We start from the raw sequence: 15,151 nt of genomic DNA, 5'->3' as shown, positions 1-15,151 counted from the left end.
TTTGCGAGCACACCATCGATAGTGGCGCCAAAGGAGCACTGTGATGAATGCACGTACCAGCCCATCGATTCTGGCCTCGGCCTTTGGCGCGTCTGCGCCATCGTTTGTGACCACCGCATCGAGTCTTGCCATACCGTATGTCGAGCGCGGGCGTGGCGAGCCGATGGTGTTCGTGCACGGTTCGCTTTGTGACTATCGCTATTGGGACGCCCAGATGGCTTCCTTGTCCGGCCAGTTTCGCTGCTTCGCGCCTAGCCTCAGCCATTACTGGCCCGAGGTCGATGCGTTTGGACGCGGCGAGTTCAGCTGGGAGGCGCACGTCGAGGAGATTGCCGGATTCATCACCGCGCTCGACCTCGCTCCCGTTCATCTGGTCGGTCACTCGCGGGGTGGGTGCGTGGCGTTCCATCTGGCGCGCGACTATCCGCGCCTCGTGAAAACGCTGACGCTAGCCGATCCCGGCGGCCCGCTGCAAACCGAATCCAGGGGGCAGCCCGCGTTCATGCCGCCGGCGACCAACGTGTTGCGCGCACGTGTCGCGGAACTGATCGAGCGGGGGGAGTTCGACGCCGGCTTGTCGATGTTCGTGGACTCCGTGAGCATGCCGGGGTTCTGGAACAAAAGCCCGGAGAGCTTTCGTCGCATGGCGCTCGACAACGCGCTCACGCTGCCGAAGCAGTTGCTCGATCCGCTTCCCGCCTATACGCCGGAAGCCGCGCGCGACATCAAGTGTCGTACCTTGTTGATCGATGGCCAGAAAAGTCCGCGCATGTTCCGCAATACGGTGGACAAGCTGGAACAGTGGATCGAGTTTGCCGAACGCGAAACGATCGACGGCGCATCGCATGGGATGAATGTCGCGAGGCCGGATGCATTCAACAGGGCGGTCGCGCGTATCGCGGCGTAGCCCGACTGACATCAGGGAGCTCTGCGGCGGGTACGCTGCCCTGTTCGCGCACCTCATTGCTCAATTCGAGCACGCGCAGGAAGAAGGTGTTATGCGATTCGACTGCAGCACGAACGTGCCGCTGCCAACCGTCTGCCGGATGAGCCCGCGCTCTTTCAAATCGGCGAGTACTCGCCGGAGGGCGCCGCGCGAAGCGCCGAATTCCTCGCTCAGATCGGGTTCGGGCGGCAGGCGCAAGCCTTCGAGGAAGCGTCCGCTGCGAATCGCTTGCTCCAGATAGCTGGCGAGTTCCCGTGCTCCTTTCGCCCTGACTGTCAGCCTTGTATCGACGTCGCTCATACCCAGTCCTGCTGTGCGGCAAAACAGAACCAATTGTTTCTTGTTTTTTGATCGGCGGCATCGGTACAAATTGCCTGGGCGAACGGCAGGCTTCGCGTGCATCGACATGCTACGTCTGTTCGATGAGGCAGCCATCGACAGCCGGACACGGTTCTTGCTCGCGTATCCATCAATTCGGCTTGACCCGTATCGGCCTCGACCCCAAGGAGGACCTTCAATGAAAGACATCGATCTGAACCAGCGCATCGAAGAAATCGAACTGGCTTTATCGACGCTATTCGAATCGCCGAAAGCGCCCGCGATCAGCGTCTATGACGACGGCCGGACATTCTTCATTCAGGCATCCTGGGTGACCGAGTCACATGGCGACACGACGCTGGATGCGCGATGCGTGCTGACGCTCCACTTCTCGGAGTCGCAGATTCAGCGTTACGCGCAGATGGACACGGCACAACGCATCGTCGTGCGCGAACGCCTTTGCCAAATGGTCCGGGATCGACTTGCGCCGGGAGGCATTGCGCTGCCATTGCAGGGGGACCGCGCCGAAGATCTGCATGTGGAGGATCGGCTGCTGGATGTCGACGATCCGCTCTGACTCATCGCGGACGGCGTTCGTCCGCGACTTGCTCGCGAATATCCTCAATGGGGCGAGATCGAAACCGTGACTAGCATGATTCTTCACTCGGGACCGGAGGAGGGAGCGACTCGAGCAGCTTCGCCAGCCTCGCCTGCTGCTGCGGAGTCAGTCCCTGTGTAGCGCTCACCTGCTGCACGCGCGCGCGCCAGTAGGTCCGGCTGAACAATGAACCCGCACCATCGGAGGACAGGATCCGTTCAAGATGGGAAATCGCATCTCCGGCGGTCAGGGGTGTATAAGGGCTCTCCATGTCCTGGGGCCCTTTCTTGATTGTTGTTTTCATCCACTTCTCTCAGGTGGTGACCGGTTAGGTCCGGTCGTGTACGTTCGACTTCAGTTGGCCAGTCTGTGCCAAACAACCAATGCAAGGCGCGTTCGCCCGCCAGCTAGCTGGCGGGCGATCAAGCGTGACGCGGGCCGGCCGACGTAGCGACGCGACCCATCGCAAGCGGCACGGCCCCGGTGTTTAGCAAAGCTCCGCGGCGGCCACCCACGACATCGTCTCGAACTGACTGAGAACGGTGGACAGCGATCCGGAGAACCTGTCGGCAAACGCTATCGTCATGTCTTCGACATCACGTTTGCGGCTGGACGTGAACCGGACGTGCTCGATGGCATCGGCGACTGGCATCAACACCTGCCAGACCGCGGCAACCCGCATGTCGCCGCGCCTCGTACGAACCGTGATCTGATGGCCTGTGGCCTTTAATTGTCCGGGATTTTCCGGTGTCATTCTGCAGCCCTCTCGATGTATCTGATTTGTTATTGGCACGGACGATGCACTCACATCCGCCCGCGCGGTCGATGCCACCACTCGTGATGATCCAGATGTCGTAGCAGTCTTGCCCGTCTGCGCTCACGGCGATAGTGATCAATCACCATAAGCATTGCGATGCTGAGGGCCGAGCCCCCAATGATCAGGCCCATCCAGGTTTCACTCATGACACGTTCCTCTCTCATGGAAGCACAGGGGTGTTGCGTGAATGGTTCGCGCTGGCTCGTCCGATTCCGGAGCGTGCCCGCGCGGTGCGTCGCGTTACTGCATATGCTGGCCACCGTTGATCGCGATATTGGAGCCGGTCACGAAGCCGGCATCCTCCGAGCACAGATAGAGCACGAGCGCCGCGACTTCCTCGGGCTTGCCCAGACGTCCCATCGGAATATGCGGCAGGACCTTCGTATCGAGGATCTCCTGCGGAATCGCGGTGACCATCTTCGTGGCCAGGTAGCCCGGCGAAATCGTGTTGACCGTGACCCCTTTGCGCGCCACTTCCAGCGCTAGCGACTTGGTAAAGCCGTGCATGCCAGCCTTGGCCGCGGCGTAGTTGGTCTGGCCGACCGAGCCTTTGGAGCCGTTGACGGACGAAATATTGACGATGCGCCCCCAGCCTCGTGCGACCATCTCTTCGCACAGCGGTTTCGTCATGTTGAAGACCGAATCCAGATTAGTGCGGATGACCGCGTCCCAGTTGACCTTGTCCATCTTCCGGAGTGTCATGTCCTGGGTGATGCCCGCGTTGTTGATCAGGATGTCAACGGGGCCGACTTCGGCCCGAATCGTGGCCGCGCAACGCTGGCATGAGTCGTAGTCGGCCACGTCGACCGGGTAAGCGCGAAAGCGCCGGCCCTGAGTTTCCATGTCTGCCAACCATTTGTCCGCGCCGGTGTTGTTCGGCGAGTGCGTGACTACCACCGCGTATCCGGCGTCGTGCAGTTTCGTACTGATCGCTTCTCCAAGGCCGCCCATGCCACCCGTTACTACTACGATTCGCTTCGTCATCCTTGCCATCCGTGATCGTAATGTCTGCGAGGATCATGAATATCCAATGGCCGTCTCGCATAACCCGCCATTGCTTTGCCACAACATGTTGCCGCCTCCAGCGTGATGGGAGGAACGGCTTCAGCATTGATCGAACTGCGCGGGTTTTTATGGCTTGTTGTATTGCGCGAATGGAGCCGGGTGCGTCAGCGAGCAGAGATATGCCGCGCCGGCGCACTGCTCAAAGTTCCGGATGCCCCGAATGATGCTTCCGGCCAGGAGGTCAGGCCGGCGAGTTTCTGTGCCCTTCAAACGCTTCGCTGGCGATCCCAAACGAAAATCGACCCATTCGTTCGGCAGAATTTCAGCAAATCTTGGACGAAAGGCGTTCCATTGCTTCTCCTGGCGAAGGTCGTCATTAGTAAGACTAACTAAGCGCGCCAAACACAGTTTGGCCGGTGTTGCGCTGTGGTATTCAATGTTTCAACTCCTTACCTGTCATGAAATGACATGACGACAGGTTTTAGAGGGTTCATTCTAACTTCAAAATGTTAAATTTTCGAGACGGGACCCTAGGTAAATACCCTGGTTAAAAACTCCCTTGAGGAGGGAGTTGTCGCGCTAACGCGACGTTTGAATGCCCGCATGAAGGAAGCGGACGGCCCGCATAAGATGGCTGCGCTGTCCGGTTACTTCCCGGGGCACCCAATCTGTCATGGCGATGGCCCAATGACGTGACAGTACAGCGCATGCATCATTGCACTTTATGCAAGAGCTGACAATTCGGCCGACCCCTGCCTTCGGCATGCATGGTGAATGCGTGTCAACCGCGGTGAGAGCGCGCAAGCGTAAGATGGAAACGATCGATCGATGAGTTTCAAGGAGGCGCGATGAAGGCGGTGTGCCCGCTGCACGGGCCAACGACCATCGTCGGCACGAACGCGTACGGGTTTCCGGTGTATGCGTGTTGCCGCGACGACGTTCCTTATGTGGCGCCCCCGGACGCCTGTACGCGTGAACCTGCGCGGCGCGGGCAGGAATCGAGGCCGCAACCGCGGCAACCTCCGGCAAACAAGGAACCACGCTGATGTTTGCGGGCAATGTCATTCCCGCAACGAAGGGTTATCGGCTCCAGTTGCGGTCGATCAACGCGTGGACGAGACGCCAGCCGTTCCAGTCGCAAAAGTCGAGCATAAGGGTGCCGCATGGCTCCAACCGAGCCGCGAGACGCTCGGCAAGCTGCTCGTGAATACCGCGATGCTGCGTATCGCCAAACGCCACGACTGCCGGCGGTGCCGCCATCCCCGTGCCGCTGCAAAAGTTGATGACCCAGCGCACGTCGCACAAACCGGGGGCGAGTTCCAGCAGCGAATCGATCGCGCGCCATTTGTAAGCGATCGATGCCGGCACCGGCACGCGAAACTCGTCCTGGATGGTGAACGGCGCCGGCACATCGTCGATATCAAACGTCGCGTTGTCGGGCCAGTCCGTCAGGTCGATGCCAAGCGGCTGCTCGCTCGTGAAGCGCCGCAGTAGCACGATGCCCCCGCGTACCGCCTCCAGCTGCGGCAGTTCAGAAGCAAGGTGCCAGCGCACATCCGCGTGTCGTTGCACATACCACTCGAAGGTCGCGCTGAACGTGCGGGCGCAGTCATGCGCGGGCCATTCGTCCTTGACGGACATGACGATGCATTCGCCGGGGTGACGCGCGAGAAACTGGGCGCATGTCCGCACCACATCGTCGAAAGTCAGACCCAGCGGGATGCCGCCGTGATGAATCGCAAAGCGATCGCGCTGATGGCGGCAGCGGATGTCGAGGACCCGCACGCCATGGTGCAACTGATCGTCGAGCGTGGCCCGTTGCGTGCGCGCGAGCCGGTCATCGACCGAATAGGCGCAGGTGTCGTGGCTGCCCGGCAACGTCAGTGCGGACAGCGATCGGCTGCCATCGATGGCTGACATCCAGTCAGCCGGTGAAGCTGTGCGATTGGTCAGGGCAGGGTGCAAGAAAATCTCTGGATAGGCAAAGCGTCTGCTGCAACGGCGGCATGGAATTGGAGTCCGCTACTTCAATCCGCCCGAGAAGCCCTGCAGCAAATAGCGCTGCACATAACCCGCGAGCAGAAGCGTCGGCACCGACGAGATCACCCCTGCGCTCATCAGTTCACCCCAGTCGATGCCGTTCTCGGTGACGTAACCCGCCATTGCGAGCGGCAGCGTGAAATGACTCGGCGACGAGACGAACAGCAGCGCCAGCAGAAACTCGTTCCATGCAATGATGAACACGAAGATGGCGGTGGCGACGAGGCCCGGCGCGCACAGCGGCATCACGATGAAGACGATGCGCTGCGCGAGATTGGCGCCATCGAGCGCCGCCGCCTCTTCGAATTCGATCGGCACGTCGCGCACGAACGGCAGCAACATCCAGATCGCCATCGGCAACGCATACAGCTGGTACGCGAGTACGAGGCCGAACAGCGAATCGAGCAGATGTAGCCACTTGGCCAGTGAAAACAGCGGTACGGCCACCGTAATCGGCGGCATCAACTTCAGTGCCAGCACGAGCATCAGGAACATCAGATCGAGTCGCGCCGGAAACGCAAGTCGCGCGAGGGCATAGGCGGCTGGAAAAGCCAGCGCGAGCGCGAGCAACGTCGCGCCCAGCGCGACCCACACCGAGTTCAGCACCGACTGCGCCATGCCGCTTTCCCACACCGCCGCGAAATGCTCGACCGTCGGCGCGGAAGGCCACAACGCAAGCGGATGAGCGAGGCGTTCCAGCGTCGGCGTGAAGGCCGCGCCAACCATCCATACGCACGGCAGCACCGTCGACGTCCTTCGGTGCCCACTTCTTCAGGGCGAGGAGCATCTTCAGCGCGGCGAGCGCTTGTGGCGAATCGATCGTGGCCTTGCCGTTCGTGTCGACGACTTCTCCGCCATAGGCCCAAAGGATCGGCAGAAAACCGGTGACGACGGGGTTGCCCTTCACACCGCGAAACACGACAGCCGAAACGTCCTTGTCGGCGGTACCGATGGTCTGGGCGATCTTCAGCACGTCGTCCCAGCTGCGCGGCGGCTGCAGGCCGCGACTCGCCAGCAGATCCTTGCGATAGGCGAACATCTCGACGTTGCCGACGACCGGCATCGCGTACAAGGTGCCCGTCGACGCGCGTCCGAGGGAGACCGTGGAAGTCACCATGTCGGCATCCGCGAGCGTGGCGGGCAGCGGCTGAAGCCATCCGTTGGCGATGAATTCGGGGGACCAGGTGTCGTCCATCCTCACCAGGTCATAGGCGCGCGTGTTTTCGCGCAACGAGAGCTTCAGCTTCTGATAGAGATCGTTGTTCGGCAGCTTCAGCAACTCGATATCGACGCCCGGGTGCTGTTTCTTGTAGCCGTCCACCGCCTGCGCGAGTCCGCGGCCGTAGATGTCGTCGCGGCCCGCGATCACGAGATCCGCGGCATGCGCGCCAGGCGCGGCGATGAACACGCAATCCGCGCGGAAGCAAGCGAACAGGGTAGTCCGCTGGATCATTGAAGCCATGGCTCTTGAATTCCTCTTGGGGGGAAAGGCGTATGCGTACGATGAGTCCAGAGCAACCCACCCCGCTTTATTTTCATCGCGCGTGGCGTCGCGAAAAATAGATGCCAGATTGCGGCAGCGGGATTTCAGCAACCTATCATGACGTACATGTGTCAGCAAGCAGCGTTGCCGCGTAATGTTCGAACCCGCACGCGGGCGTCATGCGCTTACCTGGACGTTCCGAATTCCATTCGTTAAGGACGTCTTCAGGTTCTGAAGCTATCATCCGCCGTATTTTTCACGATTGCCCGGAAACGCTATTTTGACGCCACCCACGAACGACGTAACTCACGACAACTGGTCGAAATGGATTCTGAGCCTGCGCCATGGCGACGATCGCGCGCATGAGGACAGCGTCCGCGTTGAGATCACCAGATACGCGGACCGCGTGCTGGATTTCGTTCGCCTTCGTTCCGGCATGACCTTGGCGGACATCGGGACGGGCGATGGTCTCGTGGGATTCCGGGCGATCGAACGAGCCGGCGCCTCGATCCGGGTGGTGATGACGGATATTTCCGCGCCGTTGCTCCGGCACACCCAACAGACCGCCGGCACCCTGGGTGTGAGCGGGCAGTGTACGTACATACACGGCTCCGCTGAGAACCTTGCGGGTATTGCCGACGAAGCCGTCGATGCAGCCACGATGCGCGCGGTTCTGGCGTATGTGGAAGACAAGCCCGCGGCCATGCGCGAGCTTTACCGCATACTCAAACCAGGTGGCCGCTTCGCCATCGCAGAGCCCATCCTGCGTGACGAAGCACTCGAGGTTTGCATGCTCAAGCGGTTGGTCGATACTCGCGCGATCCAGACCGATGACCCATTCTTTCCTCTGCTGCTCCGATGCCGCGCGGCCCAGTTTCCTGACACCGAGGAAAAGGCGCGCACGCTGCCCATCACGAACTATGGTGAGCGCGACCTTGTCCGATTCGCCATCGATGCGGGATTCACCGACATTCATCTGGAATTGCACATCGATGTGCGAACCGAGGACTGTCTGCGTTGGGAAACGTTTGTTCGTACTTCGCCTCACCCATTGGCGCCGACCCTGGAAGAGATCTTCGACAAGCAATTCACGCGCGACGAGCGAGAGTACCTCGAAGGTCGAATGCGGGCGATTTTCGAAAGCGGGAAGCAGCTCGGCGCGGCGCGCATCGCATACCTGACGGCGAAAAAGCCGTAGCTGGGCGGCGCGGGCGACAGACTTCTTTCCGCTTTGCACGCCGACTCTAACGGTCGGACATCGACGCAAAGCGGAATCGGCCAGCCGCCTTCGTCAACAGACCCGTCTGCTCGGTTAGCGACGCGGCCGCGGCGGCTGCCTGCTCCACGAGTGCGGCATTTTGCTGAGACATCTGGTCCATCTGCGTAATCGCGCGATTGACTTCCTCGATGCCATCGCTCTGTTCGGCCGAAGCCGTCGCGATGTCGCTCATGATCGACGTGACGCGGCTGACGGCCGTCTGTACTTCGCCCATGGCCTCACCGGCGCGACCGACCAGCCGCGAACCGTCGGCGACTCGCGCCGTCGACGCGTCGATCAGTTCCTTGATTTCTTTTGCCGCTGTCGCTGAGCGCTGGGCGAGATTGCGTACTTCGCCAGCCACCACGGCAAAACCACGCCCTTGCTCTCCGGCGCGAGCGGCTTCGACAGCAGCATTCAAGGCCAGGATGTTGGTCTGAAACGCGATGCCTTCGATTACGCCAATGATCTCGCCCATCCTCTTCGCGCCGTCCTGAATGTCGCTCATCGCGGCGATGACCTGACGCACCACCTGCGCGCCCGCGCCGGCCGTCGCATTCGTCGCGTCGGCCAGTTCGCGCGCTTCACGCGCGTGCGCCGCGTTCTCCGTGACAGCATTGGTGAGCTGTTCCATGCTCGCGGCTGTTTCCTCGATCGACGCGGCCTGCGTCTCGGTGCGCGACGACAGGTCCGCGTTGCCAGCCGAGATCTGCTGGGTCGCGGACGCGATCGATTCGCTGCCGCGTGCGATCTGTTCGATCATCGTGCCGATGTCCTTCTGCATCTGCCCGACGCTTGTGACGAGGCGACCCATTTCATCGGCACTGTCGAAGCGCAGTTCCTGCGACATGTCACCCTGAGCGAGTCGCTCGACATGGCGCACCGTCATGTCGATCGGGCGCGAGATTGCGCGAAGCAGCGTGAAGCCGCATGTGACGCAGGTTAGAAGACCGACGGCGATCGCGATTCCGGTAATGGTCGCAAGCATGTCGTACCGGTCCTGTGCCGCCGTGTAACGCGCGTTGCCCTGCTCGTTGCGAAACTTGTCCAGATTCGCGGATTTCTGCGTGAGAGCCGCCGACAGCGGTGGCATCACGACCATCGCATCGTGATCGGCGGCTTCATGATCGCCACGGCTCATCGCATCCATCATCGGTTCGAGTGCACCATGCAGCATCGCTTGGCGGGCGTCGGCCACAGCCTTCGACAAGGCAGCCTCTTCGTCGGAGACGGACAGTGCGCGGTACTCTTTCCAGGCCATCTCAGAGACCGCGAGATAGTTGCGCGCCTTATCGATGAGTGCGGCTCTATCCGATGCTTCCGGGTGCAACAGCACGCGGTCGAGCGTGGTGCGCACTATGGTCAGGTTCAGATTGGACCTGCCGAGCGCGGTCGCGGCAGCCACGTCGTTGGTGTACGCCTGCGCAACTGCCTGGTTGGAACCACGCATGCCGGCGATACCCAGCGCGCCGATCACCGTCAGCAGGAACCCGAGCAATGTGAGTGTGGCGAGAAGACGGAACTTGATGGTGAGTTTCATGCTGAATCCGGTGGAGTGAGATACCGTTGCATTAACGGCATCCAGCCCGAAAAGTGCAGCTCTATCGATGATGATTCGGCTAATGCGCGCTGGAACGCACGGCCGATTCGGTCGCCGTTGCCGACGTGACTGCCGGTTGCGCGGCTGCACCGGGGGTATGCAAGTAAGCCGGGCTCTCGCGATTCAGCACCGCGCGCGCCATGTCCCTGTCGAGTTGCCCCTCCCAGCGAGCGACGACGACGGTCGCAACGCCATTGCCGATCAGGTTCGTCACTGCGCGCGCCTCGTTGAGAAAGCGGTCGACGCCGAGCAGCAGCACGAGGCCTTCCACGGGAATCTTGTGCATCGAGGCTAGCGTCGCGGCCAGTGCAACGAATCCCGCCCCGGCCACGCCGGCAGAGCCCTTCGATGTGAGCAGAAGCACGCCGAGCACGAGAAACTGGTCCCACAGGCTCAGGTGGACGTTCATCGCCTGAGCGATGAACAAGGCCGCCATCGTCAGATAAATCGCCGTTCCATCGGCATTGAACGTGTAGCCGGTGGGCAACACCATGCCGACGACGGGGCGAGGGCAGCCCATCGCCTCCATCTTGATCAGCATCTGCGGCAACACCGCTTCGGTCGACGCAGTGCCGAGCGTAATGAGAATCTCGTCCCTGATGTAGCGGAGAAACTTCCACAGCGATAGCCCGCACAATTTCATCACGAGGCCAAGCACGACGAACACGAAGAAGAACGAAGTCAGATACAGACAAAGCATCAACTCGCCGAACGATGCCAACGTACCAATGCCGTATTTGCCAATGGTGAAGGCCATGCCCCCGAACGCGCCGATCGGAGCAACGTACATCACGATCCGCACGATGCCGAACATGCCTTGAAGGAACATGTCGAGCATGTCGACGAATGGGGCGGCACGGGGTCCGAGCTTTGCCAGCGAGATCGCAAGCAGCACGGAAAAGAAAATGATGGGAAGCATCTCGCCATTGGCGAATGCGCCGACGATGCTATTCGGAACGATGCTCATGAAGAAGTCGAGCATTCCGTGTTGCTGCGCCGCGTGCGTATAGGCCGAAATCGCAGCGGCATCGATTTGCGAGGGATCGATGTTCATTCCGCTGCCAGGTTTGATGACATTCACGACTACCATGCCCGCTATCAGCGCGACCGTCGATGCCAGTTCGAAATACAACAGGGCTTTCACGCCCACCCGCCCGGCCAGGTGGAGGTCGTTCATGCGCGCAATCCCGACCACGACCGACGCGAAAATGATCGGTGCAAGCAGCATCCGGATCAGCTTGATGAACAGGTCGCCCAGCGGCTTCATCTGTGAGGCGATATCGGGGTAGAAGTGGCCCAGCAGGACACCGGCCACGATCCCGATAAGGACCTGAACGTACAGCTTGGAAAGTGCTCTTCCTGCTTTCGATACTGGCATGTCTGTCTCCTGTGCGTGGCGTCTTCAAAGGGAAAAATGCGGCCTTCCCGCGCACGAGCGTGGGAAGGCCGCATTGCGCCGGCTTTGTTCCGTCCTGTTATGAACCATTCGACCGAAAACGTTTGTCGGTGCGGTTGAGGGGCGGGCGTTATTCGGCCAACTTGCGCATCTCGGCAATCAGGTCGGATTTGCCTTCGAAGCCGATGCCGGGCAGCTCCGGCATCGTGATATATCCGTTATCGACGCGAACGCCGTCCGGGAAGCCGCCATATGGCTGGAACAGGTCCGGGTACGATTCGTTGCCACCCAGTCCGAGGCCCGCCGCGATGTTGAGCGACATCTGGTGCCCGCCGTGGGGAATGCAACGGCTCCTCGACCAGCCATGCTGATGCAGCATGTCGAGCGTTCGCAGATATTCGACGAGGCCGTAGCTCAACGCGCAATCGAATTGCAGCCAGTCACGATCGGCGCGCATACCGCCGTAGCGGATCAGGTTGCGGGCATCCTGCATCGAGAACAGGTTTTCGCCGGTTGCCATCGGCTTGTCATAGTAGTTGCGCAGCGTTGCCTGTAACTCGAAATCGAGCGGGTCGCCCGCCTCTTCGTACCAGAACAGGTCGTACTGCGACAGGGCCTTTGCGTACCTGATCGCCGTATCGAGATCGAAGCGGCCATTGGCATCGACCGCGAGCTTCTGGCCGTCCTGCAGCACGCTCAGGATGGAGTCGATGCGCCGTAGGTCTTCGTCGAGCGAGGCGCCGCCGATTTTCTTCTTCACGACCGTGTAGCCCCGGTCGATGTAACTGCGCATTTCATCCTTGAGCTTTTCGTGGTCCTGGCCCGGATAGTAGTAACCACCCGCCGCGTAGACGAAGATCTTGCGGTTGGCCTGACCATTGCCGTACCGGTCCGCGAGGAGCTGGAACAGCGGTTTGCCGGCGATTTTCGCCACCGCGTCCCAGACGGCCATGTCGATCGTGCCGATGGCGACGGACCGCTCACCATGGCCACCGGGCTTCTCGTTGATGAACATCGTCGCCCAGATCTTGTGGGGATCCAGGTTGCCGCCGGCGTCATCGACGAGCGAGGCAGGGTCGGCCTCGAGCAGGCGCGGGACGAAACGCTCGCGCATCAGCTTGCTCTGGCCGTAACGGCCGTTCGAGTTGAAGCCGTAGCCGATCACCGGCTTGCCGTCGCGGATCACGTCCGTCACGACGGCGACAAGACTCAGGGTCATTTTGCTGAAGTCGATATAGGCGTTCCGGATCGGGGAACTGATCGGAACGGTTTTTTCGCGGATTTCAACGATTCTCACGCCACTGTCTCCAGAGATTTGAACAGTTATTGAGCCACCCCGGCTTCAATGTGGTGCCTAGCTTAGTCGCGATAGAGCTTGTTAGAATTCACCTACGTTCACTACATATTTCACTCCAAGTGAGTAATGCTCCCGCCTCCGACTTTGAATTTTTCATTCTCCTTGCAAAACTCAGAAGCATGTCCGGCGCCGCACGGGCGCTGGATCTCAGTCCGCCCGCGGCGACCAAGCGGCTGGGGAGCATCGAGCAGCGGCTCGGCGCGCGTCTGGTCAACCGGACCACGCGTAGCGTCAGCCTGACGCCCGAGGGAGAGACTTATCTGCGCTATGCGTCCCAGATCGTCGGGCAGGTCCGCGAGATGGAGGAGGCCATATCCGGCGCTGGACGCGATCCGCATGGGCCGTTGCGCATCAACGCGACGCTAGGCTTTGGCAGGACGACCATTGCACCGCTCGTCTCTGACTTCGCGAAGCGTTTTCCGAATGTCGAAGTTCAGTTCGAGGTGACAGACCGGCCGGTCGATCTGGTCGAAGGCGCTTTCGACATGGCGATACGATTCGGCGAGCTACCCGACAGTCGCCTGAGCGCGAGGCGCATCATGAGCAATCGCCGTTTTCTTTGCGCATCCCCGAAATATCTGGAACGGTTTGGCACGCCCGAGCGCGTGGAGGATCTGCATCAGCATCGCTGCATCATTCATCGGCAGAACGATGATGCCTATGGCGTGTGGCGCTACATCGTGAACGACCACATCGAGGCGATCAAGGTCAAGGGGGCGCTATCGAGCAATGATGGCGACATTGCCCTTCGGTGGGCGCTCGACGGTCATGGGATTCTGATTCGCTCTGAATGGGATCTGGCCAAGTATGTGCAGAGCGGGCGCCTTAAGCTGGTGCTGCCGAATACCGTGCTCCCGTCGGCGGATCTATTCGTCTATTACCCCAGGCAGCGCAATCAGACGGCGCGGGCGCGAGCCTTCATCGATTTTCTCGTCGATCATTTTCAGGCGCCGTTCACACCGGTCGACGCTACCGTCGAAGTTTCGGAGAGGAAGAAGAGGGCAAAGTGATCGACGAGACGGTCAATCGCGTTCCGACCATTTTTTTCAGCACCTTGAACTTTGCAGTCAACCTAGTTCGAACGAACTCACCCCGAACACACGTTGCACGGGAATCGCCGGCGCGGCGCGAGTGTACATTCGCGCCGTTTCGAACGCGCTAACCATGCCGTTGCGTTCAGCGAGCGCTACGGCAGCGGCGTTGATCTCCGGGACGTCCAACGTGATGACTTCGCCTGCGACGTTCGCGACCAGTCCGTCGAACAGATCGTTGGCAATCTGTGCGTCGTCGGCAAAAAGCGGACCGATCTTGTAGCCGGTTCTGCAACGGCGCAGCACGCCGTATCCTCTTATCCGGGCGTCCCGCACATCCGCGAGAGCCAACGCCTGTGGTTGCGCAATCCAGTCCGCAAGGAACCGGGAACGGCCGGTCGAAAAACATGCGCTGTCGTAGGCGACCAGTTGCGCGAAGGGTACATCCCGCGCGTTCGTCAGATTTGGCGTCGCCGCGGCTCGCACCACACCCTGGAAGCGGATGTTGCGATACGCAAGCTGGAAGCCGGATTTTTTATAGTTCTGCTGCTGTGCAACGACACCGTCCAGGCCAATCGTACGATCGCCCAGATAGCCCATGGCGTGCTGCCAGATGCGCAGACCGAAACCCCTCGAGCGATACGCCGGCTGGACGATATAGAGGCCAATGAAACCGAAGCGCTCATCGTAGGCGACTGCCGAGATGCAGGCCACCGGTTCTGCGCGCCAGGTACCGACGAAAAAGCCATTGGGGTCCGCATTCCTGAAGCATCGCGCGTCGTGCAGGCCTGGGTTCCACCCCTCCGCCGCAGCCCATTCGATCGCCAGATCGACCTCGCTGGATGACATGTTGCGCACAAGGAAATCGCTACGATCATCCATGATGACGTGATTGGCTACAAGGTCTATGCAGGTGTGAAGACGACAGCTCCATGCTCGGCCACTTGCGCGAAGGTCCGAACGAAGCGGTAGGACTGCCCTTCAATGATCAATTGGTTGAGTCCCGACCGGGTGGCCTCCAGAAGCGCGCGGACCACGGTGTTCTGAATGGCCGCGCAGCTTGTCCAGTCGGCGTCTGGCTCGCCAGGATCACCAAGATAGACCTGGCAATTTTCGCGTTGCGAAAGCACTAAAATCAGGCTCTTTCCTTTGTCGAGCGAAAGTTCCAGGTATTTGGAAAGCGTAGCTACCGCCTCTGTCGCTACATCGAGCGGGTCGCGAGAGGAAGAATTCATAAGTGGCCTTTGTGGTCGTGCGTGGCATGAGGGTCGCCGGCAATCCGCGCTGGACCCAAAGGTAACA

Annotated in this window: 13 protein-coding genes and 2 pseudogenes; 4 read left to right on the top strand and 11 right to left on the bottom strand. The window is 60.6% G+C overall.

The window, feature by feature from the left end; translation table 11 throughout:
- The first annotated feature begins 43 nt into the window (after positions 1 to 43).
- Positions 44 to 907 carry an alpha/beta fold hydrolase gene (locus tag F6X42_RS08155; RefSeq protein ID WP_187633697.1) on the top strand — a complete coding sequence of 288 codons (864 nt, stop codon included), beginning with the start codon at positions 44 to 46 and terminating at the stop codon, positions 905 to 907.
- Positions 908 to 967: 60 nt separating this feature from the next.
- On the opposite strand, the gene F6X42_RS08150 is transcribed toward F6X42_RS08155, so the two are convergent.
- On the bottom strand, positions 968 to 1,354 hold the full coding sequence (locus F6X42_RS08150; protein ID WP_246530013.1) for a GntR family transcriptional regulator: 387 nt from the start codon (positions 1,352 to 1,354) through the stop codon (positions 968 to 970).
- Between the two features lie 109 nt (positions 1,355 to 1,463).
- Between F6X42_RS08150 and F6X42_RS08145 the strand changes: the two genes are divergently transcribed.
- Positions 1,464 to 1,841 (top strand): DUF3022 domain-containing protein, encoded by a 378-nt coding sequence (locus tag F6X42_RS08145; protein WP_187633696.1) that lies wholly within the window; start codon positions 1,464 to 1,466, stop codon positions 1,839 to 1,841.
- A gap of 508 nt (positions 1,842 to 2,349) precedes the next feature.
- On the opposite strand, the gene F6X42_RS08140 is transcribed toward F6X42_RS08145, so the two are convergent.
- The 5 genes and pseudogenes from F6X42_RS08140 to F6X42_RS08120 all read right to left on the bottom strand — a co-directional run.
- Positions 2,350 to 2,616, bottom strand: coding sequence for a hypothetical protein (locus F6X42_RS08140; RefSeq protein ID WP_187633695.1), 267 nt, complete (start codon positions 2,614 to 2,616; stop codon positions 2,350 to 2,352).
- 303 nt (positions 2,617 to 2,919) lie between these two features.
- Positions 2,920 to 3,663 (bottom strand): acetoacetyl-CoA reductase, encoded by a 744-nt coding sequence (gene phbB, locus F6X42_RS08135; protein WP_187633694.1) that lies wholly within the window; start codon positions 3,661 to 3,663, stop codon positions 2,920 to 2,922.
- Between the two features lie 1,101 nt (positions 3,664 to 4,764).
- Positions 4,765 to 5,604, bottom strand: coding sequence for a phosphatidylinositol-specific phospholipase C (locus tag F6X42_RS08130; protein WP_187633693.1), 840 nt, complete (start codon positions 5,602 to 5,604; stop codon positions 4,765 to 4,767).
- A 102-nt stretch (positions 5,605 to 5,706) separates the two neighbouring features.
- Positions 5,707 to 6,468: pseudogene (locus F6X42_RS08125) on the bottom strand (carbohydrate ABC transporter permease); the annotation flags it as partial.
- A pseudogene (locus F6X42_RS08120) lies at positions 6,461 to 7,177 on the bottom strand (extracellular solute-binding protein); the annotation flags it as partial. The pseudogenes F6X42_RS08120 and F6X42_RS08125, both read right to left, overlap by 8 nt.
- A gap of 310 nt (positions 7,178 to 7,487) precedes the next feature.
- On the opposite strand from F6X42_RS08120, the gene F6X42_RS08115 reads away from it, so the two are divergent.
- Positions 7,488 to 8,405 carry a class I SAM-dependent methyltransferase gene (locus F6X42_RS08115; protein ID WP_187633692.1) on the top strand — a complete coding sequence of 306 codons (918 nt, stop codon included), beginning with the start codon at positions 7,488 to 7,490 and terminating at the stop codon, positions 8,403 to 8,405.
- Positions 8,406 to 8,451: 46 nt separating this feature from the next.
- Here F6X42_RS08115 and F6X42_RS08110 read toward each other — a convergent pair whose 3' ends face one another.
- From F6X42_RS08110 to F6X42_RS08100, 3 genes are all read right to left on the bottom strand, one after another.
- Positions 8,452 to 10,005 carry a methyl-accepting chemotaxis protein gene (locus F6X42_RS08110; protein WP_187633691.1) on the bottom strand — a complete coding sequence of 518 codons (1,554 nt, stop codon included), beginning with the start codon at positions 10,003 to 10,005 and terminating at the stop codon, positions 8,452 to 8,454.
- Positions 10,006 to 10,084: 79 nt separating this feature from the next.
- Positions 10,085 to 11,443, bottom strand: coding sequence for a dicarboxylate/amino acid:cation symporter (locus F6X42_RS08105; protein ID WP_187633690.1), 1,359 nt, complete (start codon positions 11,441 to 11,443; stop codon positions 10,085 to 10,087).
- Positions 11,444 to 11,591: 148 nt separating this feature from the next.
- A complete protein-coding gene (locus F6X42_RS08100; RefSeq protein WP_187633689.1) occupies positions 11,592 to 12,758 on the bottom strand; it encodes a mandelate racemase/muconate lactonizing enzyme family protein in 1,167 nt (388 codons plus the stop codon).
- A gap of 179 nt (positions 12,759 to 12,937) precedes the next feature.
- Between F6X42_RS08100 and F6X42_RS08095 the strand changes: the two genes are divergently transcribed.
- Positions 12,938 to 13,828 (top strand): LysR family transcriptional regulator, encoded by an 891-nt coding sequence (locus F6X42_RS08095; protein WP_222945521.1) that lies wholly within the window; start codon positions 12,938 to 12,940, stop codon positions 13,826 to 13,828.
- A gap of 57 nt (positions 13,829 to 13,885) precedes the next feature.
- Here the strand turns inward: F6X42_RS08095 and F6X42_RS08090 are convergent, their stop codons facing one another.
- Together F6X42_RS08090 and F6X42_RS08085 are read right to left on the bottom strand one after the other, a co-directional pair.
- Positions 13,886 to 14,731, bottom strand: coding sequence for a GNAT family N-acetyltransferase (locus F6X42_RS08090; RefSeq protein WP_187633688.1), 846 nt, complete (start codon positions 14,729 to 14,731; stop codon positions 13,886 to 13,888).
- 23 nt (positions 14,732 to 14,754) lie between these two features.
- Positions 14,755 to 15,084 carry a hypothetical protein gene (locus F6X42_RS08085; protein WP_187633687.1) on the bottom strand — a complete coding sequence of 110 codons (330 nt, stop codon included), beginning with the start codon at positions 15,082 to 15,084 and terminating at the stop codon, positions 14,755 to 14,757.
- Positions 15,085 to 15,151 lie beyond the last annotated feature (67 nt).

This window comes from Paraburkholderia podalyriae, from assembly GCF_014397785.1.
Lineage (GTDB): Bacteria > Pseudomonadota > Gammaproteobacteria > Burkholderiales > Burkholderiaceae > Paraburkholderia > Paraburkholderia podalyriae.
This window is presented reverse-complemented; position numbering and strand designations above follow the sequence as displayed.

Coding starts and splice junctions, on each gene's coding strand:
- F6X42_RS08155 (WP_187633697.1), top strand. CDS start 44: ATGAATGCACGTACCAGCCCATCGATTCTGGCCTCGGCCTTTGGCGCG.
- F6X42_RS08150 (WP_246530013.1), bottom strand. CDS start 1,354: ATGTCGATGCACGCGAAGCCTGCCGTTCGCCCAGGCAATTTGTACCGA.
- F6X42_RS08145 (WP_187633696.1), top strand. CDS start 1,464: ATGAAAGACATCGATCTGAACCAGCGCATCGAAGAAATCGAACTGGCT.
- F6X42_RS08140 (WP_187633695.1), bottom strand. CDS start 2,616: ATGACACCGGAAAATCCCGGACAATTAAAGGCCACAGGCCATCAGATC.
- phbB (WP_187633694.1), bottom strand. CDS start 3,663: ATGACGAAGCGAATCGTAGTAGTAACGGGTGGCATGGGCGGCCTTGGA.
- F6X42_RS08130 (WP_187633693.1), bottom strand. CDS start 5,604: ATGTCAGCCATCGATGGCAGCCGATCGCTGTCCGCACTGACGTTGCCG.
- F6X42_RS08110 (WP_187633691.1), bottom strand. CDS start 10,005: ATGAAACTCACCATCAAGTTCCGTCTTCTCGCCACACTCACATTGCTC.
- F6X42_RS08105 (WP_187633690.1), bottom strand. CDS start 11,443: ATGCCAGTATCGAAAGCAGGAAGAGCACTTTCCAAGCTGTACGTTCAG.
- F6X42_RS08095 (WP_222945521.1), top strand. CDS start 12,938: ATGTCCGGCGCCGCACGGGCGCTGGATCTCAGTCCGCCCGCGGCGACC.
- F6X42_RS08090 (WP_187633688.1), bottom strand. CDS start 14,731: ATGGATGATCGTAGCGATTTCCTTGTGCGCAACATGTCATCCAGCGAG.
- F6X42_RS08085 (WP_187633687.1), bottom strand. CDS start 15,084: ATGAATTCTTCCTCTCGCGACCCGCTCGATGTAGCGACAGAGGCGGTA.